Consider the following 24,478-nt stretch of genomic DNA (forward strand, 5'->3'; position numbering starts at 1 on the left):
CGATCTCATGGCCGATCTCATGGCCGCCCCATCGTCGGATCGGCGCTCAGATATGCGCGACGATCCACTCGCGGCACGCGCGCACGTGCGGGCCGCGATCGTCGGCGGCCAGAGAAATCAGCGCGATCGAACGCGCGACGCGCGGTTTGTCCAGACGCAGCGCGATCAGCTCCGCGTCGTGCAGATGCATCGCGTAGAGACTCGGCAGCACCGCGATCGCGAGACGGTTGCGCACCAGTTCGTACAGCGGCTCGGTGTACTCGACACGGTACGCGACGTTCAGTTGCAAGCCCTCTGCTCCGCCGGTGCGTTGCAACGCGTCGCTGACGCTGCCGCGCACGAACGCCGCGAGATCGTGGCCGACCAGCTTCGCCCACGCGAGACTCTTCTTGCGCGCGAGCGGATCGTCGCGCCGCAGGACGACGACGAGTTCGTCTTCGAACAGGTCCTGATAGCGCAATGCGGCGTCGCGCCCCGTGCCGGCCGCGAGCGCCTCGGGCTCATGCACGCCGACGCCGAGGTCGACCGCGCTCTCGCGCACCGCGTCGAGCAATGCGGTGTTGGGCATGTCGCTCAGCGTGAAGCGCAGCGACGGCTGTTTGGCCCGCAACGCCGCGAGCGCAGGCAACAGGCGCGCCGCGGCCGAAGGAATCAGGCCGATCCGCACCGTCTGCACGCGTTCGGCGAACGTGCTTGCCATGTCGTCGAAGGTGCCGCGCGCCTGGTTGAGCAGACGTTCGGCGAGCGGCAGCACGCTCGCGCCCGCGTGCGTGAGCGTCAAGCGGTGCGCGGAACGCGCGAACAGCGGACCGCCGAGCAGGAACTCGATCTGGCGGATCGCCGCAGTGAGCGCGGGCTGCGTCAATGCGAGCGATTGCGCTGCCTGGGTGAAGCTGCGTGCATGCGCGAGCGTCACGAAGTACTGGATTTGCCGCAACGTGAGCGCGGGCAGCAAGGACGAACGATCGGTCATGGAGAGCAAGGCGTCGGCGCAATGCGCAGCAGTATAAATGGCGTGATTACAGGATGAAGCAATTGATCAATAACGAATCTTCGATGACGCGTGAGCAAAACCCCGCACATGCGGAACATGCAACGCCGGCCGGCTGGCTCGAGCGGCGTTTCGCGCTCGCCGAGCGCAAAACCGGTGTGCGCACCGAAACCATCGCCGGCATCACGTCGTTTCTCGCGGCGGCGTATCTGCTGGTGGTCATCCCTTCACTGCTCGCGAGCGGCGGCATGGATCGCGGTGCGGCCACCACGGCGACGATCCTCGTCTTCGTGCTGAGCACCGTGTTGATGGCGCTGTATGCGAACCTGCCGTTTCTGGTCGGCCCCGGCATCGGCGGCTCGGTGATTCTCGGCATCACGCTCGCGGGCGAACATGTCGCGTGGCAAACGGGCCTCGGCATCGCGTTCGTGTCCGGCGTGCTGTTCCTGATCCTGACTTTGCTGGGCGCGCGCAGTCTCGTGGTGCGGCTGATTCCCGCGCAGATCAAGCTCGGCCTCGGCGCGTCGATCGGGCTCTTCATCGCGGTGCTCGGTTTCCGTAACGCCGGCATGGTGATCGCGAACGCGAAGACCAATGCGCTTGCGCTCGGCGACTTCTCGCGACCCGGCACGCTGGTGGCGCTGATCGGCCTCGGCACGGCTGTCGTGCTGCAAGGACGCCGCGTGCCCGGCGCGATCCTGTGGGCGATTCTGATCGCCGCGGGCGCGGGCGTGCCGCTCGGCGTCACGCATCTGCCCACGTCGTTCCTCGCGTGGCCGCACAGCATCGCACCCGTCGCGTTCAAGCTCGACATCCTGAGTGCGTTGAGCGTCGCGTCGATTCCGTATCTGTTCGTGTTCTTCGCCGCCGAGTTTTTCTCGACGCTCGGCACCACGCTCGCGGTCGGCGCGAAAGCCAATCTGCTCGACGAGAACGCGAATCTGCCGAACATCAACCGGCCGTTCCTCGTCGACTCGATTGCCGCTACGCTCGGCCCGGTGTTCGGCATTCCGGCGCTCACCGCGCTGGTGGAATCGGCCGCGGGCGTCGAAGCCGGCGGACGCACCGGACTTTCGTCGCTCGCCGCTGCGGCGATGTTCGCGCTGATGCTGCTGTTCGTGCCCGTTGCGCTCGCGATTCCAAAGGAAGCGACCGCGCCCGCGCTGATCCTGATCGGCCTGTCGATGTTCAGCACGATCCGCCACGCCCGCTTCGACGATTTCACCGACTCGCTGCCGGTGCTCTCGATGGTTCTGCTCACGCTGATGTCGAACAGTTTCGGCACCGGCATCGCGGGCGGCCTGCTCTGCTATGTGCTCGTCAAGCTGCTGGCCGGACGTTTGCGCGACGTGCCGTGGGGCCTGTACGTGCTGGCCGTGCCGCTCGGTTACTACTTCTACACGGTGGTCAAACCGCATTGAGTCGTACGCTTTCGAATTTGCAGAACTTGCGGAACTTGCAATCGCACTAACTCGCACTAACGAGCTTCATGCACTACCCAGAACGATACTGATATGAAAGAGACATCCGGCAACGTGCCCGCTTCGCGCCTCGGCATCACACTGAGCGACGCGCAACGCGCTTTCTTCACCGCTCTGCCGAAGGTCGAGCTGCATTGCCACCTGCTGGGCGCAGTGCGCCACGACACGTTCGTCGCACTGGCCGAAAAGAGCCGCGCGCCGATCAGCCGCGAAGAAATCGACGCGTTTTATACACGTGGCGAAAAACCCGTCGGCGTGCTGCGTGTACTGCGCGCACTCGACGAACACCTGCTGACGCACGCCGACGACCTGCATCGCATCACGTACGAATATCTCGCCGATGCTTCCGCGCACCACGTACGTCATAGCGAATTCTTCTGGAATCCTACGGGTACCGTGCGGGTGTCGAAGATTCCGTATGCGGATGCGCAGGCGGCGATCGTCACGGCGATTCGCGACGCCGCACGCGACTTCCGCATCAGCGCACGACTGATTCCGAGCATCGACCGCGAAGCCGATCCGGACGAAGCAGTCGCGCTGGTCGAGTGGATGAGCGCGCATCGTGCGGAGGAAGTCGCGGGACTCGGCATCGACTACCGCGAAAACGACCGGCCGCCCGAGCTGTTCTGGAAGGCGTACCGCAATGCGCGCAACGCGGGTTTCAAGACCACCGCGCATGCCGGCGAATTCGGCATGCCGTGGCGCAACGTGGAAACCGCCGTCGACCTGCTGCAATGCGACCGCATCGATCACGGCTATACGATTGTCGACAACCCGCAACTGGCGGCTCGCTATGCAGAGCGCGGCATCGTCTTTACGGTCGTGCCGACCAACTCCTACTATCTGCGCACGCTCGCGCCCGACGTATGGGCCGAACAGCATCCGCTGCGGCGCATGCCGGAGCTCGGTCTGAAAATCCATCCGAATACCGACGACCCGACGCTGCACAAAGTCACGCCGAGCGAAGCCTGGCAATTGATGTACAGCCACTTCGGCTTCAGCGTGGCCGAGTTGCGGCAATTCATGATGAACGGGATCGACGGCGCGTGGGTCGACGACACCACGCGCGCGTCATGGCGTGCGGCGTGGGGTGCGGAGTTCGACGCACTGGCTCAAGCCTGCTGCTGACGCCGCCGGAAACTCGCCACCTTGTGGCGATTGCCGCACACGGCGATGCTGCACCAGCGGCGCCGAGCAATGCGCCGGGTTTCAGTCGCGCGTGCCTCGCTGCACGCCCTTCTTCATGCAGATGCTGGCGGGCGAGCCAGCGCAGCACGTCAGCGTCGCTTTGCCAAAGGTCGACGGGGCCGCCGTCCTGCTGCACGACGGTATTGAGAAGATCGAGCGCCGGATGGTCGCCGTAGAACTCCGGGTCGACCGGCGCGACGCCTGAACCACACCGCTATTCGCCGATCCACGAGCCGCGCAAATCGCTGTCGTGCAGCAATTGCAGCAGCGTGCCCGCCGGCCGGCTCAGTCGCCTCGCTGCGAGCGCAATGAATTCCACCGATGGCAAGCTCGGCAAACTGACCGCATTCAGCGGCGGCGCGAGCCCGCGCGCGGCCAGATACTGCGGACGCACGGTGATGCCCAACCCACCGCGCGCAGCCGCGATACAACCCGAGTGACTGCTGCTCGTACACACCACCTGCCAGCTGAACCCCGCTTCGGCGAGCGCGTCCAGCACGACCGCGCGCGTCACGCTCGGCTCGGCGACGAGGATCAAAGGCAGCGGCTGCGAAAGATCGACACGCGTCCCCGTGCGCGCCAGCCACTCGAGGCGTCCAGTGAAGAGCGGCACGCCGCGGCGATCGCCGAGCCGCCGCTTGCCGACCAGCAGATCGATCGACCCGGCGTCGAGCAGTTCGTACAGCTTGCCCGTCATACCGATCGTGATTTCCAGTTCGACGTCCGGATGGGCGTCGCGAAAGGCCGCCAGCACCGTGGGCAGCGGCCCGAGCGCGATATCGTCCGACGAACCGAGCCGCACGCGCCCTTTCAGGCGCGGCCCGCGAAACTGCGATTCGGCCCGCGCGAGCGCCTGCAGGATCACGCTCGCGTGCGCGAGCATCGCCTCGCCGTCCGGGGTCATCGCGAGCGAATGGGTGTCGCGCACGAACAGACGCCGGCCGACGCTCTCTTCGAGACGGCGGATGTGTTCGCTGACGCTCGATTGCGTGAGATCGAGCTGACGCCCCGCCTCGGTGAAGCTATGACAGGACGCGACCGTCGCGAAGGTTTTGAGCCAGATGGGATTGAGCATGGCGCCATTGTCGCGCTGCTTATCGGCAAAGTCGATAACAGTCAGAGCCCTTAGCGGGGTTCCCGATTGACCGCGATGACAATATCATGACGGCATCCCCAACGAATGCCCCGCGCCCCGCCGCCGTCTCCTCGCGTACTTCACGGCTGAAGTATCGCAAGCACCGAACCGGACGCCGCCGCCTGCTGAAAATGACCAAGGATTCCGCCCACACCGCGCTGCTCTGGATCGTCGCCGCCGGTTTCTTCATGCAGTCGCTCGACACGACCATCGTCAACACGGCGTTGCCGTCGATCGCGCACAGCCTGCATGTCGCACCGCTCGCGATGCAGCCGATCGTGGTCGCGTACACGCTGACCATGGCAATGCTCACGCCCGCTTCGGGCTGGCTCGCCGACCGCTTCGGCACGCGGCGCGTCTATTTCGTCGCCATTTTGATCTTCGTGCTCGGCTCGATCTGCTGCGCGAGCGCCCATACACTCGGTCAACTGGTGATGGCGCGGGTGCTGCAAGGGCTAGGCGGCTCGATGCTGCTGCCGATCGGACGGCTCGCGGTATTGCGCAGCGTCTCCGGCGAACAATACGTGGCGGCGCTGGCGTTCATTTCGGTGGCCGGCCAGTTGGGGCCGATCGCCGGGCCGACGCTCGGCGGCTGGTTCGTCGAGGCGGCCACGTGGCACTGGATTTTTCTGATCAATGTGCCGATCGGCGCGGTCGGACTGTACGCAGTGCAGCGCTATTTGCCCGCGCATGGTGAAACTCAGGCGCCGCCGTTCGACTTCATCGGCTGCGCGATGCTGTCGCTGTGCATGATCGCGTTTTCGCTCGCCGTCGATTCGCCGGTGGAGACGCATCGCGTCGCGTGGTCGGCGGGACTGTTCGCGCTCGCCGTGGTCAGCGCGCTCGCTTATATTCCGCACGCAAAACGCCGCCGCAATCCGTTGTTCAAACTGTCGCTGTTCAGCGAGCCGAATTTCAGCGTCGGCCTGATCGGCAATCTGGTGTGCCGGATCGGTTCGAGCGCCGTGCCCTTTCTCGTGCCTTTGCTGCTGCAATTGCAACTGGGCTATTCGCCGCTGCATTCCGGGCTGATGATGCTGCCCGCGGCGCTTGCCGGCACCGTCGCTAAACGCTGGATCGCGCCGCTCGTGCGCCGTTACGGCTACGACGCGTTCCTGCTCGTCAACACGGTGATCGTCGGCTCGGCGATCGTTGCGTTCGCACTGATTACGCGCGGCACGCCGCTCGTCGTCGAGATCGCGATTCTCGCGGTATTCGGCGCGGCCAACTCGATGCAGTTCGCGGCGATGAACAGCGTCACGCTCAAAGGGCTCTCGCATGAAGATGCGGGTAGCGGCAACAGCCTGTTTTCGATGGTGCAGATGCTCGCGATCGGTCTCGGCGTATCGATCGGCGGCGGCCTCGTGAATCTGTTCTCCGCGCAGTGGGGTTCGCCCGCGCTCGGCTTCCGGCTGAGCTTCGCGTGCGTCGGCGTAATCACGCTGATCTCAGCGTGGATCTTCCGTCATCTCGACGAAGCGCCGCCCGCCCGCGCAGCGAGCGGGCAGACGGCGCAAGGCGCGGGACGCTGAGTTAAAGCGCTGCTCGTCAATCCGCATCCGGCAAGCGAATCCCCGACAACGCCTCGCAGGCTTCGATCAGTCGTTCCTGCACGGCGACGTCATGCACGGCCGGATGCGTGCGTTGCGGCTTCATGTGATAGAAGTATTCGCCGCTGACGGTCGCGGCGGGTTCGTCGCTGACCGCGAGCCACACCTGGGTTTTCGGCGCCGCCTGCAAATCATCGGGCGCACCGGCTCCCCCCATCTTCGTCGCGACCCAACCCGGCTCCAACGCATTCGACAACACCCGCGGCCAGCGGCGCGCGATTGCAAACGCGAGCAGCACGTCGTGCAGTTTCGAGTCCGAATAGGCCGCCGTACCCTGCCACGCTCGCTGTTCCCAGGTCAGATCGTCGAGGCTCGCGTCGCCGTCGAGATGCAGCTTCGAACTGAGATAGACGAGACGTTTGGGCTGTGCGATCAAAGCCGTCAGCACATAAGGCGAGAGCGTATTGACCGCGAATACATGCGGCAAACCGTCGACGGTCGCAATCCGGCGCGGCTCCTGATAGCCGACCGCCGCGTTGTGAATCACCGCGTCGAAATGGCCGAGCTGGTTCACCTGTTCGGCGACGTCGACGGTCGCCGCAATGCTGGACAAGTCCCCCACTACTACGGCTTCGGCGCCAGGCACCGCTTGCAGCGCCTGTTCGGCGCGCTCGGCGTTGCGCCCATGCAAAACCACCCGATGGCCGGCATCGACCAGAAGACGGGCGGCCATCTGGCCGAGTCCGTCGGCGGAACCGGTAATAAAAACACGCGACATGATGGCGATCTCCATAAAAGCCGTCGATATGCCAGATGCATGACGGAAACCGTATGGTGTCAATGAATCCGGCGACTTCGCTCACATTAGCGTCGATTGCGCGCTTGACGCGAGAGCGTTTCTGTCATTCTGCTTATGACCACATGTCATCGATCGACGCATCCGGATGGCGTTTGCGCACGGAAAGGCCTGCGTTCGAACGGGTTTTCGCGTTAGCATGCGATGCATGAAATCCACGAAAGGGGCAGATCATCATGCCATTTGATGAACGCATGCTGAATGGCATGGGGGTGTTGACGGCGATCGTCGACTGCGGCAGTTTCGCGGCGGCGGGCGAAGCGCTCGACATGTCGCAGTCGGGCGTGAGCCGTTCGGTCGCGCGACTCGAGGCACGGCTGGGCATCCGCCTTTTCGACCGCACCACGCGCTCGGTGACGCTAACCGACGAAGGCCGGCGTTTTTACGAGCAGATCGTGCCGTTGCTCGGCGGCCTGGAGGAAGCGGCGGCTTCGGCGGCGCAAGGGGCAACGGCCGTGCGCGGACGTTTGCGGGTGAACATGGACCCGTTCTTCTCGCGTCTCGTGCTGGGGCCGCGGTTGGGAAGCTTTGTCGACAAGCATCCGGACTTGCAGCTTGAAATGATCACGCGCGATCAGCTGGGCGACATGGTTGGGGAAGGTTTCGATCTCGCGATCCGTTTCGGCGAGCCGCCGGTTTCGACGCTGATTGCGCGCAAGTTGCTGGACACGCGGATTCTGACCGTGGCTGCGCCGTCGTATCTGAAGAAATATGGCCATCCGGTGACGCCGACCGACCTCGAATCGGGTAAGCACGTGTGCATCAAGTTTCGCGACCCGCAGACCGGCTACCCATTTAGCTGGGAGTTTCATCGTAGCCGCAAGACGATCGTAATCGCGCCGCAGGGACGCTTGACCGTCAACGATGTCGGCACATTGCATAGCGTGTGCGTCGCGGGCCAGGGGGTCGCGCAGATTCTTGCGCTTGGCGCCGAGGGCTTGCTGGCCAATGGGAAGCTCGTCGAGTTGTTTCCCGACTGGGGGGATGAGTTGTATCCGTTGTACGCGCTCTACCCTTCGCGGCATCATCCGCCCGCGAAAGTACGGGCGTTTTTTGATTTCATTGTTTCGGTGACCGGCGGCGCGATCGGTTAGGCCCGGACCACCATTCCTCTCTGAACCCACCGTCCGCCTTGGCCTTTGACAGCAGAATGCGCATATAAAACGCGCGGATAGTATCACTTCGACGCTCACGACCGTCATATCCTCCGGCATATCAAACCAATACGGAGACGGTCATGGCGTTAGTCATCGAAGATTTGCCGAGCGCTATCCGCGCGGCCAAAAAGGAACTGCGCGCTCAGTTGCCGAACTACCGGGAGGCGTTCACGGAACTGGAAGCCGCGATCGTCGCCGAGGCGAAACGGATCGTGGCACAGCGGGAGCGCGGCGAGAACGTCATTCCCGAGATCCAGTTTTCCGACATCGCCGAAGGCCGCGTTAGCGCCGAGCAGATTGCGCTCGTCAAATCGCGCGGCGCCTGCGTGATCCGACAGGTTTTCCCGCGCACGCTCGTGGAGAGTTGGGATCACGACATCGCCGATTACGTCGAACGCAATAACCTCGACAAGCGCCTCGAAAGCCGCGCCGAAGACAAATACTTCGGCCAACTCGCATCCAGCAAACCGCAAATTTACGGAGTGTACTGGTCAAAGCCGCAGGTGCTGGCCCGCGAGTCGGCGTCGTTGACCGATGCGCGCGTGTTCCTGAACCGGCTGTGGCGCAACGAAAGCGAAGGCCGCGTGCACTTCGACCCGGATCGCGTACCCGCCTACGCGGACCGTATGCGCCGCCGGCCGCCAGGATCGGCGTCGCTCGGCTTGTCGCCGCATTGCGACGGCGGCTCCGTCGAGCGCTGGATCGAAGCCAATTTCAGGAAGGTCTACCGCCACGTGTTCGCCGGCAAATGGCGTGACTACGATCCGTTCGATGCCGCTTTTCGGCCCGATGTTCAGGAGATCGAATCGCCGGCGGTATGCTCGATGTTCCGCACTTTCCAGGGCTGGACTGCATTGACGCCGCAAGGGCCCGGCGACGGCACGCTGCAGATCGTTCCGATCGCCAATTCGATGGCGTATATCCTGCTGCGCGCGCTGCAGGACGACATTGCCGACGACGACCTCTGCGGTGCAATGCCTGGACGCGCACTTTCGATCAGGCCGGAATTTCATGCACCGCTGTTCGACGCGCTGTCGTCGATTCCTCAAATGGAAGCGGGCGATACCGTCTTCTGGCACGCCGACGTCATCCATGCGGTCGAAGACGAACACAACGGCGCGGGCTACAGCAATGTGATGTACATCGCCTCCGCGCCCGGCTGCGACAAAAACGATGTGTACCTGAAGCGCCAGTTACCGAGCTTTCTGACGGGCGAAAGTCCCCCCGACTTTCCGGCCGACAACTTCGAGGTCGATTTCACCGGGCGCGCCACGGCGAACGACCTGACTCCGACCGGTAAAGCGCAGCTTGGATTTGACCTGTAGTTCGACACAAGACGTTTTGCACGCGCATGAAAGCGCATGACCTGCGTTCACCTCGTGTGAACGCGGCATGCAATCAATAAATAAAACCGGAGACTGCAATGAAACGATCAATGACATCGATTGCGACGGCAATGACGCTGCTCGTGGCGGGAACGCATGCTGCGTTGGGCGCCGAACAGATTTCAGTCCTGCACTGGTGGACCTCGGGCGGCGAATCGAAGGCGATCCGGGTGCTGAAGGACGACATGGATAAGCAAGGCTATGTGTGGAAAGACTTCGCGGTGGCCGGAGGAGCGGGTGCGGCGGCCATGACCGCGCTGAAGACGCAGGTCATGTCAGGTAATGCGCCGTCTGCTGCACAGATCAAGGGGCCGTCGATACGGGAATGGGCCGATCAGGGCGTGCTGGTCGATATCGACAAAGCCGCTACCGACTGGAAAGCCCAACTGCCGGCGCAAGTCAGCAAGACCATGCAGGCAAACGGCCACTACATGGCCGCGCCTTTCTCCGTACACCGAATCAACTGGCTGTGGATCAATAAAGCCGACCTCGATAAAGTCGGCGGTAAGCCGCCTGCCACCTGGCCGGAGTTCTTCGCGCTCGCGGACAAGTTTCGCGCGGCCGGCATGACTCCTGTCGCTCGCGGCGGCCAGCCGTGGCAGGACATGACCATCTGGGAGACGGTTGCGCTTTCTCAGGGCGCGGATTTCTATCGCAAGGCCATGGTCGATCTCGACCAGAAAACATTGACCTCGCCCCAGATGTTGCAGGTGTTCCAGATTGTCCGAAAGATCCAGGGCTACTTCGACAAAAGCTCGACCGGTCGCGACTGGAATCTCGCAACCGCCATGGTCATCAACGGTTCGGGCGGGATGCAGTTCATGGGCGACTGGGCGAAAGGCGAGTTCGCGAATGCGAACAAACAGGCGGACGTGGACTATATCTGCGCGGCCGCGCCGGGTACGTCGAACGCCTTCACCTACACAGTGGATTCGTTTGTGTTCTTCCAGCAGAACGGCAAAAAGGAAGCGACGCCCGGACAGCTTGCGTTGGCCAAAACGATCATGTCCCCCGGCTTCCAGGAGCAGTTCAGCCTGTACAAAGGTTCGATTCCGGTCAGACAGGATGTTTCAATGAGCAAGTTCGACAACTGCGCGAAGAAATCATTCGCTGCCGAGCAAGCCGCGATCAAATCCAATTCGTTCTTTCCGTCGTTGGCCTTCGGGGATCTTCAGCCGTCAGCCACGGCGGGCGCGATTAGCGATGTCGTCACCCACTTCATGAACTCGAACGAGGATCCGCAAGAAGCCGTGCGCAAAGTGGCTGCGGCCGCCAAGGTCAAGTAATGCAGGTTATTTCCGCACTATCACATAAGCGGTCGGAACATCTCTTCCATGTCTCCAGCATGTGAACTTAGCTCGCCTGTCTTCTGGGCGAGCCTTTTTTCGTTGACGCATTCGCTGACACGTTCGCTGGCCCAGCGACTTCTGGACAAAACAGATCCATGCATACCATTGACCGATGGACGCTGAAGTGGGAGCACGGCGAAGCGACGGTCCAGTCGCTCGGCGCGATGCTCGGGCCTGTGCGGTTTGATCTCGGCGGCGGCAAAAGCGTGTCGCCGCTTTACGTCGCCCCGTGGAAAGACGACGCGCGCTGGCCGGGAATGATGCGAGCCTTGCGCGGCGAGTGGCCGTGTCTGCCGTTTGGCACGGTGAACGCCCCCGAAGGTCTGCCGCCAGGATTCGAGCCGCGGCACCCTTCCGACGACTGCAATCATGGCTACGGATCGAACAACTTCTGGCAACTCGTAGACCGTACTTCGCACTCACTCAGCCTGCGCATCGATTACCCGGAAGATGGAGAAATCGAGCGTGTGGAGCGCGTCATCAAAGTCGATCCAGACGCAGCGGCGCTGGACATTTCGCTGACGGTTCACGCCCGGCGCGAAATCGTCTTGCCCTTTGCGCTCCATCCTACGTTCGCGGTCCCGGTCGAGGGCGTTGAGATTATTGGTTGCCCTCATCAGGGAATACATAGCTACCCTGCTCCTGTCGAGCCGGGCGTGTCGAAAGTCCTGGCGAATCGCACGGCCGCCTCTCCAAGTGCTCTGCCAACTGAAACCGGGCCGCTGGATGCGACACATCTGCCGTTGACGGCAGCAACCGAAGAAATCGTCCAGATCGCAGGCTGCGAGCCGCCGTTCGTCTTGAGATACCCAGCAAGCGGCGCCGACGTTTTACTCGACTGGAACACGGAAGAGCTTCCGGATGCGTTGCTGTGGATCAGCAACGGCGGCCGCAAACACGAACCGTGGTGCGGGAAAAACTTTGCACTCGGCGTTGAACCGGCAAACAGCTTCTTCGACCTCGGGCGCGTCGTGGTCCCGCCCCGGAATCATCCGCTCGCAGAACGCTCGGGATTGCGGTTTCTCGTCGAAACACCGCGCACCATTCGATATCGGATTTCCGCTCGGCCCATATAAGTTGGAACGCGATCGCCGAGCTGCGGTGGGCGTGCGTTCGAGATGCGCGGCGAACCCGCAAATCAGGGTCTTTCCGTCTGGTGTCGCGCTGACTTTGTGGCACTCTTCATACTACTGCGTCGTTCCACCTCACTCTTATAGTACGTGTTGCCATGCGAGCGGTCTTTGTCAAGATTGTGCCTAATGATGGAGCGTCCTGGGCATTTGAACATCGTCAGTTGCCCGATGGAATTCCGTTCGAGTGGCACTACCATCCGGAATACGAACTCACGCTGACGCTGAACAGCCTGGGGCATCGGTACATAGGCAGCGATGTGGACGTGTACACCGACGGAGACCTGGTGCTCGTCGGACCCTGTCTGCCCCATAGCTGGTGTTCGCAGGAGCCGCTTGACAAAGATGCGCCCCATGTCGCGCTGGTCATCAAGTTCAGCGAGCAATGGGCTCGAAGCCTCGTCGCCCTCCTGCCCGAACTGTCAGGCATAGAAGCATTGTTCTCGGCAGCGGCGGCGCAAGGGGTTTGCTTCGGCGACAAGACCCGTTCGATCGTTCGACCGTTGATCGAGTCCATGCCGGACGCGTCGCCGTCACAGCGACTGCTGCTCCTGATGGAAGTGCTACTGACGATATGCAGGGATACCGACGCACTGGTGCTGGCGAACACGCCTGTGGTCAGCGCACGGACGCAGCCGGACGACCCACGGATCACCCGGGTGCTCGAACATCTCCACGCGCACTATACGGAGCGGCTTATCGTTTCCGATGTGGCCGATCTTGCCTGCGTCAGCGTCTCTGCGTTTCACCGGATGTTCAATCGGCACACCTGCACCACTTTCACCGACTATATCGTGCGGCTGCGCTTAGGGCGGGCCTGCGCGCTATTGCTGCACGCCGACCGGAAAATTGCGGATATCGCGGTGGAATGTGGTTATTCAAACCTATCCTTGTTCAATCGCCAATTCGCACGAGTCAAGGGAGAGTCGCCCAGCCAGTTCCGCAAGCGCCATCGGGAATTGATCGGCGCGACGCGCCGCCCCGGCACCCGCTCGAAGCATTGACCGGATTTCACGTTGTTTCAATGAGAACACACCATGTCCAATATCCGCTGGGCGCTCATCGGCGCCAGCACCATCGCCGACGAGTGGATGGTCAACGCTATCCGCTCACAACCGGATGGCGTCATCGAAACGATCGTGAGCGGGAGTGCCGAGCGCGCCCGTGAGTTCGCACAGAAGCACGGCATTCCGTCTTTTTCAACGGATCTCGCCGCCGTCCTCGCCGACCCCGCTATTGACGCCGTTTATATCAGCAGTACCAATGAAAAACATCTGACGCAGGTACTGGCCGCGGCGAACGCTCATAAACACGTGCTGTGCGAAAAGCCGTTGGCGCTCGCGCCCGACGATGCCGGGCAGATGATCGAAGCCTGCGCCGCGCAGCGGGTCGTGCTGGGCACGAACCATCATCTGCGTTGTGCGGCGTCGCATCGGAAAATACGGGAGCTCGTGACGGGCGGTGCGCTGGGAACGCCGCTCTATGCGCGCGTTTTTCATGCGGTTTCCTTGCCACCGCATCTGCGCGGCTGGCGCGTCGAGAGCCCGGATGCAGGAGGCGGTGTCATCCTGGACATTTCAGTCCACGACGTCGACACGTTACGCTTCATTCTGGACGACGAACCGGTTGAAGCCAGCGCGATGACGTCTTCAGGAACACTGGGCGGCGCCGGTCTTGCCGATGGCGTGATGGGGATCATCCGCTTCAGGAAAGGCGTGCTCGCGCAGATCCACGATGCGTTCACGGTTCCGTATGCATCGACCGGTCTCGAAGTTCACGGCACGACCGGCTCCCTGTTTGCGCGCGACGTGATGACCCAGCGCGCAGTCGGCGAAGTGTCGTTGCGCACCGCAAGCGGCACCGAGACTTTCGACATCGCGCATGGCGATCTGTACGTGACGTCCGTGGCGGAATTTCATCGCGCGATCAACGACGGACAGGCGCCCGCGGCAACCGGTGCGGACGGCTATCGTTCGCTCGTCACCGCCCTCGCCCTCACGAAGTCGGCCGAAACCGGGGAGCATGTCCGCGTCGCGTCCCAGTTTGGGCGCTAGCCGCGTCGGGGCGACAAGTCGACGGAAACAGGCGCATGCGCGGTGGACATACCGGGCCTGCGCCTTGCTGCAATGACAGTGTCCTCAAACCACGGAGCACGTCATGAGCGCCACCAAGGAAACCACCGCAACCGATCCGACGGATATCGAACATCCGCAACCGGCCACACATAGCGACAACGAAAAAAGCAAGCTGCCCGAGCGCCACGATGAAGGGCGCGATCAATCGCCCGCGGACCGACCCGGCAAGCAACCCGGCGAGGGTGAACCGTCAGTGAGCTGAAATATTTAAACGCTAGCCTAGAAGCGGCTTTGCTGCGTTTTCGCAGCAAAGCCGCGCAATTTTTCCCCTTCACACCCCTTTCAGAGCCAGAGCATTTTTTTCCGATTTATTACCCATTATTTTTTTCTTTCAATGGACTATTTTCCCGCTTGCAGCGACGTGTGCGCCAAGCGAACCAGCTGCCGCCCCTCAACAGATAAAAAAGGCGTAGCTCATGTCCATCTCCTCTGCTTCCTCGAATACCCCAAGGGTCTCCATTTGCCTGCCCACCTGCAATCGTCCTGATCTGCTGGTGGAATGCATCGACTCGTGCCTCGCGCAAAGTTATGGCAACCTGGAAATCGTGATCGGCGACGACTCGAAAGACGCGCGCACCGAGCAGTTGATCACGGCACGCTACGCGAACGAGCCGCGCGTGCGTTATGAAAGGAACCAGCCGCCGCTCGGCCAGGCACGCAATGTCGCGAGCCTGTTCGAGCGCGCGCTGGGCGACAAGATCCTGCTGATTCACGACGACGATCTGCTCACCACCGACGGCGTCGAAAAGCTCGTGTCGCTGTGGGCGCTTCATCCGCAACTCGATGCGGTCTTCGCCGATCAATACGAAGCCGACCACACAGGCGCAATCGATTCCGAAGCCAGCGCGCGCCTGAACGCCGCGTTTAGACGCACGAAAGACGCCGAAGGTCTGCAGCCGTTGCCGGGCCGAACCGGCCTGATCCAGATGTTTCCGAACAACGGCTGGATGGCCGACGCCGCGCTGGTGAAGCGGATCGGCTACACGGACCAGTACGGGATGTGCTGCGATTTCGTCTTCGGCACCGAACTGTGTCTCGCCGCGCGCAATGTGTTCTATCTGCACGAGTACGTGTCGGTGTATCGGAAGACCGCGACCTCGATCTCGCACAGCACGCGCGGAACCACGGTGGCCGCGACGGTCAGCGCGTATGGCTTCGTGAAGGCGCTGACATTGCCCGCGCAACTGGAGCCGTCACGCAGGCTCGCATTGCGTCGGCTCGCGCCGATCGTCGTGTCCGTTCATGCGAGAAACCAGCAGCCGCTCGCCGGTCTGAAGATCGCGTTCGGCCATCTGTTCGCGTACCACTACGGCTTCAGCAAGCGCTTCTATTTCCACCTGCTGATGCTCGCGCGCGCGGCCTTCGCGACGCGCCATGGCGCTGCGGTGGCGGCCGTGGTGGCGGCCGCGCCCTCGGTGGTCGCCGAGCCCGCCGCGGCCGTGACGGAACTCGTCAATGACCTCGTAGGCGACCGGTCGGAGTTGATCTAGGTTTTTACGTCGTCAGTCGTTGGGGAGCGCTTGCGCGGCAGCAGGCGCACGTGTCTGCCCGACCTGCTTGCGCCGCGTCAACGCAAAGCTCGCGATGCGATCGAGCGCGGTGCACAGCACCAGATAGATGAAGCCGACGAACAGAAATATCTGCGCGGGATAGATCATCAGGCGGTTGCTGACCTGCGTCGCGACAAACGACAATTCGCCGACGCCGACGATATACGCGAGCGACGTGTCCTTCACCAGCGACACCCATTGATTCACGAACGACGGCGCCATGATCCGCATCGCCTGCGGCAGCAGCACGTAGCGCAGCGTTTGCATCCGCGTGAGACCGAGCGACAGCCCGGCTTGCCACTGCGCGTCGCCGACCGCGCGAATCCCCGCATGCACCGAATGCGCGAGATACGCGCCGCCGATCAGCGAAAGCGCGCAGACCACCGTCGCGAGTCCCGGCACGTCGACATGGAACAGCATCGGCAGCAGGAAATACGTCCAGAAAATCAGCATCAGCACCGGGATCGCACGAAAGAAGCCGATCACGAACAGCAACGGTACGCGAGCGATGCGGCCTGCCATCGCGAGCGCAATCCCACCCCCAACGCCGAGCACCGCCGAAGCCAACGCCGAGCACACGGCAAGCACCAGCGTCAACGCAGCGCCGCCGAGCGGTCCTTGCGGAAACGCGCCGACCAGCAGATACGGCAGGTTATTGGCGATCAGTGTCCACGTCATGTTCAGCGCCTCGCCAAAGAACGGTCACGCGCATGCGCGAGCGTGTGCGAGACAGCTTCGATCAATGCAACGGCGAGGATATACAGCACCGTCGCGACGCCGAACGCCTCGAAGGTCTTGAAGGTTTCGGTCTCCACCTGACGCGACGCATACGACAATTCGGCGAGGCCGATCGCCATTGTCAGCGCGGTGTTTTTCACGAGGTTCATGTACTGTCCGAACAGCGGCGGCAACGAAATGCGCACCGCCTGCGGCAACACGATATGTCGGAACGCCTGCAACGGCGTGAGACCGAGCGCCGCGGCCGCATGATGCTGCCCCACCGGCACGCCGCGCAATCCCGCCTGAAACTCTTCGGCGATGAAGGCCGCCGTGTAGCAGGTCAACCCGACCCACCCCGCGACGAACTCGAACGAAGGCCAGCGCAGCGCGATCGCGCCGAGTTGCACGCTATGCGGCGTGTTCAACCACTGCATCAGCGCATCGGGCATCAGCGTCGCCGCGCCGAAGTACCAGAAGAACAGTTGCACGAGCAACGGCGTATTGCGAAACGCGGTCACGTACGCAGTCGTCGCGTGACGCAGCGGACGATAGCGCGCGTGGCGTGCTATCGCCAGCACGAAGCCGAGCGCCGTGGCCGCACAGGCGACCGTCAACGAAAGGCCGAGCGTCACGCCGAAGCCTTGCCATAACCACATCAGATACTTTGGAGCGAGCCACGCCTGCATCTTTCAACCTGCAACTTGTCCGGATAAAAACGCCGACGGGCACGCTGCCGGCGTGCCCGTTTCTTTGCTTGCGTCAACGTCAACGTCAACGACGCAAAGTCTGGAGCGTCGAGACGCTCAGGTCTTGTCGCCGATTTTGAAAATGCGCGCGAGCGGCGTTTTCGTTTGCGGACCGAACCAGCGGTCGTAAATCTTCGCGGCCGAACCGTCGGCTTCGAGGCCCTTCAGCGTGTCGTTCACGAAACTGACGAGACGCGTCTCGCCCTTCGGAATCCCCACGCCCATGTAGTCGTTCGAGATCGTGAACGCCGGGATTTCGTAGTTCTGCTTGTCCGGCACGTTGGCGAGCAGACCGACCAGCTTCGGACCGTCCTGCGTGATCGCCTGGACGTTGCCGGCACGCAAGGCCGCGAAGGCGAACGGCGTGTCGTCGTACGCGACGATCGTCGCTTGCGGGAATTTCTCGCGCACCGTGATTTCGTTCGTGGTGCCCTTGTCGGCGCCCACGCGAAGGCTGTTGATCTGATCCGCCGACTTCAGCACACCCTTCTTCGCGAGGAACTGCTGGCCCGACGAGAAATACGGAATGCTGAAATCGACCTGCTTCGCGCGCTCGTCGGTGATCGTGAAGTTGGCGAGCACCAGATCCACTTTCTTCGACGTCAGGAACGGAATGCGGTTGGCCGGGTTGGTCGGTTGCAATTCGAGCTTCACGCCGAGCTTGTCGGCAAGCGCCTTCGCATAGTCGACATCCAGACCGACGATGTGGTTGCTCGTCGAATCGACGTAACCGAACGGCGGATTGCTGTCGAACGTGGCGACGCGCAGCACGCCGGCTTTCTTGATGTCGTCGAGACGATCGGCATGCGCGAGGCCGGATACCGTCAGCGTCAGGCCCATGACCAAGGCGGCGAGTGTTTTCGATTTCATTTTTATGAACCTCTTTTGTGTTGGAGCGTGTGCCGATACCTGTGCGGGTGCTTCGGTGTTTTTCATCCGCCACCGCGCATGGTCGCCACCTTAGCAGCGGCAACGCCACCGACGAACCAAGAAATGTTCCTGTAATAAGCGGGTTTTCTGCTAAGCATCCGCTGATTAGCAAACGCGTATTTGTCGCTTGGTGCAGCGCGCGTCGCTGACTACGATGGTCTCGTACCGTCATCAGCCCGGAGGTGATTCGCCATGTCCGACAGTGCCTGTTTCAAGCCGCGTGTGATTGAACCGGTAGCCGTCAATCAGCCCGAAGGACTGGGGCTCGCTGTGGAGTTGTGGCTCGCGCATCCTGTCGAAGGGATCACGGGGCGCGCCGTGCAGATTCACTTGCGCAGCAGCGCGAAGATGGCGCAGGCCGAGGCGCTGCGCGATCTGCTGCATGCGTTGGGCACGGAGATCGTGGTAGCGTGAAATGAACGGCAAAAAAAACGGCGGCCGGGTTATCCGTGCCGCCGCTTTCGTATCAGCGAAGATTTGCGTCTGCTATCACGGCTCGTGACGCAGATACCCTTCTTTCGACGGATCGCGCATACGCAGCGAGACAAGGCCCGCGATCGCGCACAGCGCCGTGACGTACCAGTAGAACGTGGACTCGCTGCCCACCGACTTCAGCCACAACGCGACGTATTCGGCCGAGCCGCCGAAGATCGCGTTGGCCACCGCATACGACAGGCCCACGCCGAGCGCGCGCACTTCCGGCGGGAACATCTCGGCCTTGATCAGGCCGCTGATCGACGTATAGAAGCTGACGATCGCGAGCGCCACCACGACCAGCCCGAATGCCGCGTACGGGCTCGTCACGTCTTTCAGCGCGTGCAGCAGGGGCACCGTGCCGATCGTCGCGAAGAAGCCGAAGAACAGCATCGAACGACGCCGGCCGATACGGTCCGACAACGCGCCGAACGCCGGCTGCATCACCATGTAGACGAACAGCGCCGCAGTCATCACGTTGCTGGCCGTCTTCGCATGCATGCCGGCCGTGTTGACCAGGTACTTCTGCATGTAGGTGGTGAACGTGTAGAAGATCAGCGAGCCGCCGGCCGTGAAACCGAGCACGGTCATGAACGCGGTCTTGTGCTGCCACAGGCCGCGCAGCGTACCGGCCTCCTTGCGCTGACGCGTGGCGGCGGTGGTGGTTTCGTCGAGCGATTTGCGCAGGTAGAGCGCGATCAACGCCGCCAGCGCACCGATCACGAACGGCACGCGCCAGCCCCACGCTTTCAGCTCTTCGTTAGAGAGTGTTTGTTGCAGGATCACGAGCACCAGCAGCGCGCACAACTGGCCGCCGATCAGCGTCACGTACTGGAACGACGCGAAAAAGCCACGGCGACCCTTCAGCGCGACTTCACTCATGTAGGTTGCGCTGGTGCCGTACTCGCCACCCACCGACAACCCCTGGAACAACCGCGCGACCAGCAGCAACGCCGGCGCGAGCGCGCCGATCTGCGCGTAGGTGGGCAGCACGGCAATCACGAGCGAGCCGCCGCACATCATGAACACGGAGACCATCATCGCGGTGCGGCGGCCGCGTTTGTCCGCGAGACGCCCGAAGAACCAGCCGCCGATCGGCCGCATCAGAAAGCCCGCCGCGAAAACGCCGGCGGTGTTGAGCAACTGCGTGGTGGGATTGCCGCTCGGGAAAAACGCCGGCGCGAAATACAGCGCGCAGAACGAATACACGTAGAAGTCGAACCACTCTACCAGGTTGCCCGAAGAAGCGCCGACGATCGCAAAGATGCGGCGCCGGGTGTCGTGGGCCGAGGCCACGGTTTGGTCGGTCAGGTCGGTCATGCTCTTTCCTTGTCTTGAATGGTGATAGCGGTCGAAGCGCCGCTTTCTCCACGCGCGTCAGACAGTGTCGGTTGCGCGTGCGCGGATTTTACAGAATTGCAAGGAAGAGATGGGGGTTTGTTGGTTGAAGATGGGGGTGAGCGGAGGATGCTATAGAGGCACCGCATCGCTTAAAGCTTGTCGGCTTTCAGTGCGTACCAGTCTGCACATTGCTGCTTGATCAATGCATTGACACTGTCCACGCTGGCGATCAAATCGTCGACCGCTTTGACCGACGGAGGGGGAGCGGGAGATTCATAAATTTTCTCGTTGCGTTGCCGTGCGGCATATTCGATTTCGGAGCGATCGTCGATATCGAGGTCCGGCTTGACGTGATCGAGCAGCGTTCCAATCACCTTGACCCGATGCCCCTCCCCGCCGCTGGGCGCGAGACCGTAAATATAGATAAAGCCGACTGCTAGCGCGTGCACCGCTTCGTATGCATTCGCATAGCGGACGATGGGCGGATGCCTGTCATCCTTGGCTGCTTGCAGAAACGACGCAGCGTTGCGCCGGAACTGCACGGCGTTTGCGGCAGTGAACGGCGTTTTACGGACAAAACCGGCATTGAGCATGCCGGTCAATTTTTCAGTCGGCGACAGTGGGAACATCGAGCATGATTTTCGGACCTTGATCGATCGACTCTAGCACGGGATCCGAGCGCCGCTTTTGCTCCCACTCATGCTCTGGATACACATTGACGTGGATTTCCCGCCCGAGCGCAGCACCCGCTGCGTCGAGTTCGCGCTGCACCCGCCCTGGACGCGCGCTCCCGATCACCATGACGTCGATATCGCTGGCAGGACCTGCTGTCCCGGCCGCCATCGAGCCGAATATAAAAGCATGGCTGATTGTGTCGCCGAGGACAGCCAGAGCGCGCTCGATCGGCTCCTTGACACCAAAACTCTTTACCGCGATCTGCCGCAGCTCTGGGTAAAGAGGGTGTTGAGTGTTCGCCTGATAGAGCGCGCGGCCACCGGAACGCTGGCTGATCACTGCACCTGCAAGTAACTTCGCGACAAAATCCTGAGTGGAACTGCGGCCGCCGCCGCTCAACTCGAATAACTCGGTCAACGAATAGTCGCGCTCCGGGTTCAGGAAAAATGCGCCCAGAATGCGCTGCTGTTTCGGCGTGAGAAGAAAATCTGCGAGCATGAAAATACCTCTTTTCGGTACTTTGTTACCGGAAATCGGTATTCGCACTCAAATACCGAAAAACGGTAAAATAGTACCGCTTTCCGGTAATCCGCGCAACGAGCGATCCCCGACGGAGCTTCGACAAAAAAGGCCAGCTCAAAAGCTGGCCTTTTCCTCACATCGATCGCCGTGCGCCGCTACACCCGCACCGCCGGCGGCACATACCGGCATTCGTAGCGCTTCCTCACGGTCCCGTTTTCGTCGACGCTCTCCAGATACACATCGAACTGCCACAAGCGCGCCATGTGCTTGAGCACTTCTTCGCTGTCGCCGGACAGATGCCGGTTGTCGCTCATGAAATGCCGCAGCGTCAGACTGCGGTCGCCACGCGTATTCACCGACCACACCTGGATGTTCGGCTCACGGTGATGCATGTCGTACTGCCGCGACAACGCCTGGCGCACGTACTGATAGCCGCTGTCGTCGTGAATCGCCGAGACTTCGAGCGAATCGCGCATGTCGTCGTCGAGCACCGAGAAGAGGCGCATTTCCCGGATCAGATGCGGCGACAGATACTGCGCGACGAAACTCTCGTCCTTGAAATTGCGCATTGCGTAGTGCAGCGCCGGCAACCACGGGCTGCCCGCGAGTTCGGGAAACCACTTGCGGTCTTCCTCTGTGGGCGCTTCGCAGATGCGGCGAATATCGCTCATCATCGAAAAACCGAGCGCGTACGGATTGATGCCGCTGTAGTACGGTTTCGTGACCGGCGGCTGGTAGACCACATTGCTGTGCGAATGGAGGAACTCCATCATGAAGCCGTCTTCCAGCTTGCCCTGGTTGTACATCGTGTTCAGCAACGTGTAGTGCCAGAACGTCGCCCAGCCTTCGTTCATCACCTGGGTCTGGCGCTGCGGATAGAAATACTGGCCGACCTTGCGCACGATGCGGATGACTTCCCGCTCCCACGGCTCGAGCAGCGGCGCATTTTTCTCCGCGAAGTACAGCAGATTCTCCTGCGGCTCCGGCGGATAGCGTTCCTCGATTTCCTCCGGCAACGGCGTATGCCGGGTCGGCAACGTCCGCCACAACTCGTTCACCTGCGATTGCAGATACGCTTCACGTTCGCGGCGTGCGGCGAATTCTTTTTCCAGCGACAACTTCTGCGGTCGCTTGTAACGGTCCACGCCGTAATTCATCAGCGCGTGGCAGGAATCGAGCAATTCCTCCACCCGGTCGAGCCCGAAGCGCTCCTCGCATTCGGCGATGTAATTCTTCGCGTAGACGAGGTAATCGATGATCGCGTGCGCATCCGTCCAAAGCTTGAACAGATAGTTGCCCTTGAAAAAAGAGTTATGCCCGTAGGCCGCGTGCGCGATGACGAGCGCCTGCATCGTCATCGTGTTCTCTTCCATCAGATACGCGATACAGGGATTCGAATTGATGACGATCTCGTACGCGAGCCCCATCTGCCCGCGACGGTAGCTTTTTTCGGTGGAAAGAAAGTGTTTGCCGAACGACCAGTGACGGTAATTCACCGGCATGCCGACGGACGCGTACGCGTCCATCATCTGTTCGGCGCTGATGAGTTCGAGCTGGATCGGATATACGTCGAGTTCATATTGCTCTGCAACACGGGCAATATGTGAGTCGTACTCTTCGATCAATTCGAAGGTCCAGTCGGACGGACACGGCAGAGGCCGTCTATCGGCTACGTTCATACGGACTTCCCTTTGCCCGGCAGCGGGCGTTCCGGTGTGTCCCCGTGCTGCAGCGGTGTCGACTGCTCCGGCTGCGGCGGCGCCAGCATGGTCCGCCCCGGCCTCGGCATGCCCCGACTGTTGCTGCTGCGGCACGCCTTTCCCACGCTCCGGCTGATCGCCGCGCGCTTCGTCGTGCAGGTGTTTTGTCATGAAGACGCCACCTGCTTTTCAAACAACTCATGAAACACCGGGTAGATGTCAGCCGCGGTCTCGACCTTCTTCATCGCCATCTGCGGCCGGCTCAATGCCAGTTGCGCATATTCGAGCCACAGGTTCTGCTCTTCGGGCGTGACCTGAATATACGCAAAATAGCGCACCTTCTCGAGAATGTCATCCGCGAGTATCTTGCGGCACTTGGGTGAGTCGTCTGTCCAGTTGTCGCCGTCCGAAGCCTGTGCGCCGTAAATATTCCATTCAGTCGGCGAATAGCGCTCGTCCATCACCTTCTGCATCAGTTCGAGCGCGCTCGACACCACCGTGCCGCCGCTTTCTGTCGAGTGGAAGAACGTGTCTTCATCGACCTCTTCGGCGCGGGTGTGGTGACGAATGAATACGACTTCGATCTTTTCGTAATTCCGCTTCAGGAACAGATACAACAGGATGAAAAAGCGCTTGGCGAGATCCTTGCGCTGCTCGTCCATCGAACCGGACACATCCATCAGACAGAACATCACCGCCTGGCTCGACGGCGTAGGCTGCTTGACCCGATTCACATAGCGCAGATCGAACGGATCGATGAACGGAATCCGCCAGATGCGTCCACGCAAATGATGGATTTCCTCTTCGAGCAGTTTGATCTCTTCGCGGCGATCGTCGGGATCGGCCTTCATGACCTCGAGTTGCCGCTCCATCTCGTGCAACTGGTTGACGAGCGGCGCGCCGAGCGCGATGCGCCGGCCGAGCGCGCTGCGCAGCGAGCGGACCACGTCGATATTGTTCGGCGTGCCTTCGGCCGCCCAGCCGGCGCGAATGCTTTTCCACGTGGGCACGGCCATCAGATGGGTTTTGACGAGACGCGGCAGTTCGAGGTCGTCGAAGAAATACTGCATGAATTCTTCCCGGCTCAGCTCGAACACGAAGTCGTCCTGCCCCTCGCCCTCGTTGCTGGCCTGATTGCCCCCGCCTCCGCCGCCGCCCCCTTGCGGGCGCTGGATCTTGTCGCCGCGGATGTAGTCCGAATTGCCCGGATGCACCATTTCGCGCTTACCGCCGGGGCCGTGCCGGAACGACGGCTCGGCGATGTCCTTGCGCGGAATCGTGATGCTCTGGGTGTTCTGGATGTCTTTGATGCTGCGATCGCGCACCGCCTCCGAAACGGCGCGACGAATGTAGTTTTTTACGCGACGTAAAAAGCGCTCGCGATTCGCAATGCTCTTGTTCTTGCCCGCTAACCTGCGGTCGATGATTTGATGAAGCACGCCCGGCCTCCTATGTCGGTCAGA

24 protein-coding genes and 1 pseudogene are annotated in these 24,478 nt (G+C 61.8%); 12 read left to right on the plus strand and 13 right to left on the minus strand.

Going from position 1 to position 24,478, the window contains the following annotated elements:
* Positions 1-46: 46 nt before the first annotated feature.
* Entirely contained in the window at positions 47-973 is a 927-nt protein-coding gene (locus PQQ51_RS25495) for a LysR family transcriptional regulator (protein ID WP_408499653.1), read from the minus strand.
* An 83-nt stretch (positions 974-1,056) separates the two neighbouring features.
* On the opposite strand from PQQ51_RS25495, the gene PQQ51_RS25500 reads away from it, so the two are divergent.
* Entirely contained in the window at positions 1,057-2,412 is a 1,356-nt protein-coding gene (locus tag PQQ51_RS25500; protein WP_408499654.1) for an NCS2 family permease, read from the plus strand.
* A gap of 93 nt (positions 2,413-2,505) precedes the next feature.
* Positions 2,506-3,600: an adenosine deaminase gene (gene add, locus PQQ51_RS25505; protein ID WP_408499655.1), complete on the plus strand. Its 1,095-nt coding sequence runs from the start codon at positions 2,506-2,508 to the stop codon at positions 3,598-3,600.
* Here the strand turns inward: add and PQQ51_RS25510 are convergent.
* The 3 genes and pseudogenes from PQQ51_RS25510 to PQQ51_RS25520 all read right to left on the minus strand — a co-directional run bounded on the left by PQQ51_RS25510 (position 3,585) and on the right by PQQ51_RS25520 (position 4,735).
* A complete protein-coding gene (locus tag PQQ51_RS25510; RefSeq protein WP_408499740.1) occupies positions 3,585-3,641 on the minus strand; it encodes a hypothetical protein in 57 nt (18 codons plus the stop codon). The two genes, add and PQQ51_RS25510, sit on opposite strands and share 16 nt — an antisense overlap.
* A gap of 17 nt (positions 3,642-3,658) precedes the next feature.
* A pseudogene (locus PQQ51_RS25515) lies at positions 3,659-3,796 on the minus strand (hypothetical protein); the annotation flags it as partial.
* Positions 3,797-3,874: 78 nt separating this feature from the next.
* Complete coding sequence (locus PQQ51_RS25520; RefSeq protein ID WP_408499656.1) at positions 3,875-4,735, minus strand: LysR family transcriptional regulator; 861 nt, start codon at positions 4,733-4,735, stop codon at positions 3,875-3,877.
* Positions 4,736-4,821: 86 nt separating this feature from the next.
* Here PQQ51_RS25520 and PQQ51_RS25525 point away from each other — a divergent pair, with 86 nt between their 5' ends.
* On the plus strand, positions 4,822-6,327 hold the full coding sequence (locus PQQ51_RS25525; protein ID WP_408499658.1) for a DHA2 family efflux MFS transporter permease subunit: 1,506 nt from the start codon (positions 4,822-4,824) through the stop codon (positions 6,325-6,327).
* Between the two features lie 16 nt (positions 6,328-6,343).
* Here the strand turns inward: PQQ51_RS25525 and PQQ51_RS25530 are convergent, their stop codons facing one another.
* Entirely contained in the window at positions 6,344-7,123 is a 780-nt protein-coding gene (locus PQQ51_RS25530; protein ID WP_408499660.1) for an SDR family NAD(P)-dependent oxidoreductase, read from the minus strand.
* A gap of 254 nt (positions 7,124-7,377) precedes the next feature.
* On the opposite strand from PQQ51_RS25530, the gene PQQ51_RS25535 reads away from it, so the two are divergent.
* The 8 genes from PQQ51_RS25535 (at position 7,378) to PQQ51_RS25570 (ending at position 15,847) form a co-directional block, all read left to right on the plus strand.
* Positions 7,378-8,295, plus strand: coding sequence for a LysR family transcriptional regulator (locus PQQ51_RS25535; RefSeq protein ID WP_408499661.1), 918 nt, complete (start codon positions 7,378-7,380; stop codon positions 8,293-8,295).
* A 143-nt stretch (positions 8,296-8,438) separates the two neighbouring features.
* Entirely contained in the window at positions 8,439-9,683 is a 1,245-nt protein-coding gene (locus PQQ51_RS25540; protein WP_408499662.1) for a DUF1479 domain-containing protein, read from the plus strand.
* Between the two features lie 110 nt (positions 9,684-9,793).
* Complete coding sequence (locus tag PQQ51_RS25545; protein ID WP_408499741.1) at positions 9,794-11,029, plus strand: ABC transporter substrate-binding protein; 1,236 nt, start codon at positions 9,794-9,796, stop codon at positions 11,027-11,029.
* Positions 11,030-11,187: 158 nt separating this feature from the next.
* The gene (locus tag PQQ51_RS25550) at positions 11,188-12,168 is read left to right on the plus strand and encodes a hypothetical protein (protein ID WP_408499663.1); all 981 of its coding nucleotides are present in this window, start codon (positions 11,188-11,190) and stop codon (positions 12,166-12,168) included.
* A 152-nt stretch (positions 12,169-12,320) separates the two neighbouring features.
* Positions 12,321-13,226: a helix-turn-helix domain-containing protein gene (locus PQQ51_RS25555; RefSeq protein WP_408499664.1), complete on the plus strand. Its 906-nt coding sequence runs from the start codon at positions 12,321-12,323 to the stop codon at positions 13,224-13,226.
* Between the two features lie 33 nt (positions 13,227-13,259).
* Complete coding sequence (locus tag PQQ51_RS25560; protein WP_408499665.1) at positions 13,260-14,276, plus strand: Gfo/Idh/MocA family protein; 1,017 nt, start codon at positions 13,260-13,262, stop codon at positions 14,274-14,276.
* Positions 14,277-14,379: 103 nt separating this feature from the next.
* Positions 14,380-14,559, plus strand: a complete 180-nt coding sequence (locus PQQ51_RS25565; RefSeq protein WP_408499667.1) for a hypothetical protein — start codon at positions 14,380-14,382, stop codon at positions 14,557-14,559.
* 214 nt (positions 14,560-14,773) lie between these two features.
* Entirely contained in the window at positions 14,774-15,847 is a 1,074-nt protein-coding gene (locus PQQ51_RS25570; protein WP_408499668.1) for a glycosyltransferase family 2 protein, read from the plus strand.
* A 12-nt stretch (positions 15,848-15,859) separates the two neighbouring features.
* Here the strand turns inward: PQQ51_RS25570 and PQQ51_RS25575 are convergent, their stop codons facing one another.
* From PQQ51_RS25575 to PQQ51_RS25585, 3 genes are all read right to left on the minus strand, one after another.
* Entirely contained in the window at positions 15,860-16,585 is a 726-nt protein-coding gene (locus PQQ51_RS25575) for an amino acid ABC transporter permease (RefSeq protein ID WP_408499669.1), read from the minus strand.
* Positions 16,586-16,587: 2 nt separating this feature from the next.
* Entirely contained in the window at positions 16,588-17,313 is a 726-nt protein-coding gene (locus tag PQQ51_RS25580; RefSeq protein ID WP_408499670.1) for an amino acid ABC transporter permease, read from the minus strand.
* Between the two features lie 117 nt (positions 17,314-17,430).
* A complete protein-coding gene (locus PQQ51_RS25585; protein WP_408499671.1) occupies positions 17,431-18,243 on the minus strand; it encodes an ABC transporter substrate-binding protein in 813 nt (270 codons plus the stop codon).
* A gap of 252 nt (positions 18,244-18,495) precedes the next feature.
* On the opposite strand from PQQ51_RS25585, the gene PQQ51_RS25590 reads away from it, so the two are divergent.
* A complete protein-coding gene (locus PQQ51_RS25590; RefSeq protein WP_408499672.1) occupies positions 18,496-18,717 on the plus strand; it encodes a hypothetical protein in 222 nt (73 codons plus the stop codon).
* A 75-nt stretch (positions 18,718-18,792) separates the two neighbouring features.
* On the opposite strand, the gene PQQ51_RS25595 is transcribed toward PQQ51_RS25590, so the two are convergent.
* The 5 genes from PQQ51_RS25595 to PQQ51_RS25615 form a co-directional block, all read right to left on the minus strand.
* On the minus strand, positions 18,793-20,097 hold the full coding sequence (locus tag PQQ51_RS25595; protein ID WP_408499673.1) for an MFS family transporter: 1,305 nt from the start codon (positions 20,095-20,097) through the stop codon (positions 18,793-18,795).
* 170 nt (positions 20,098-20,267) lie between these two features.
* The gene (locus PQQ51_RS25600) at positions 20,268-20,747 is read right to left on the minus strand and encodes a hypothetical protein (protein ID WP_408499674.1); all 480 of its coding nucleotides are present in this window, start codon (positions 20,745-20,747) and stop codon (positions 20,268-20,270) included.
* Positions 20,725-21,291 carry a nucleotidyltransferase domain-containing protein gene (locus PQQ51_RS25605; RefSeq protein WP_408499675.1) on the minus strand — a complete coding sequence of 189 codons (567 nt, stop codon included), beginning with the start codon at positions 21,289-21,291 and terminating at the stop codon, positions 20,725-20,727. The genes PQQ51_RS25600 and PQQ51_RS25605 overlap by 23 nt, the downstream gene beginning before the upstream one ends.
* A 179-nt stretch (positions 21,292-21,470) precedes the next feature.
* Positions 21,471-22,994: a SpoVR family protein gene (locus PQQ51_RS25610; RefSeq protein WP_408499743.1), complete on the minus strand. Its 1,524-nt coding sequence runs from the start codon at positions 22,992-22,994 to the stop codon at positions 21,471-21,473.
* A 188-nt stretch (positions 22,995-23,182) separates the two neighbouring features.
* Positions 23,183-24,454, minus strand: a complete 1,272-nt coding sequence (locus tag PQQ51_RS25615; RefSeq protein WP_408499676.1) for a YeaH/YhbH family protein — start codon at positions 24,452-24,454, stop codon at positions 23,183-23,185.
* Positions 24,455-24,478: the final 24 nt, after the last annotated feature.

Source organism: Paraburkholderia xenovorans (assembly GCF_046030735.1).
Taxonomy (GTDB): domain Bacteria; phylum Pseudomonadota; class Gammaproteobacteria; order Burkholderiales; family Burkholderiaceae; genus Paraburkholderia; species Paraburkholderia xenovorans_A.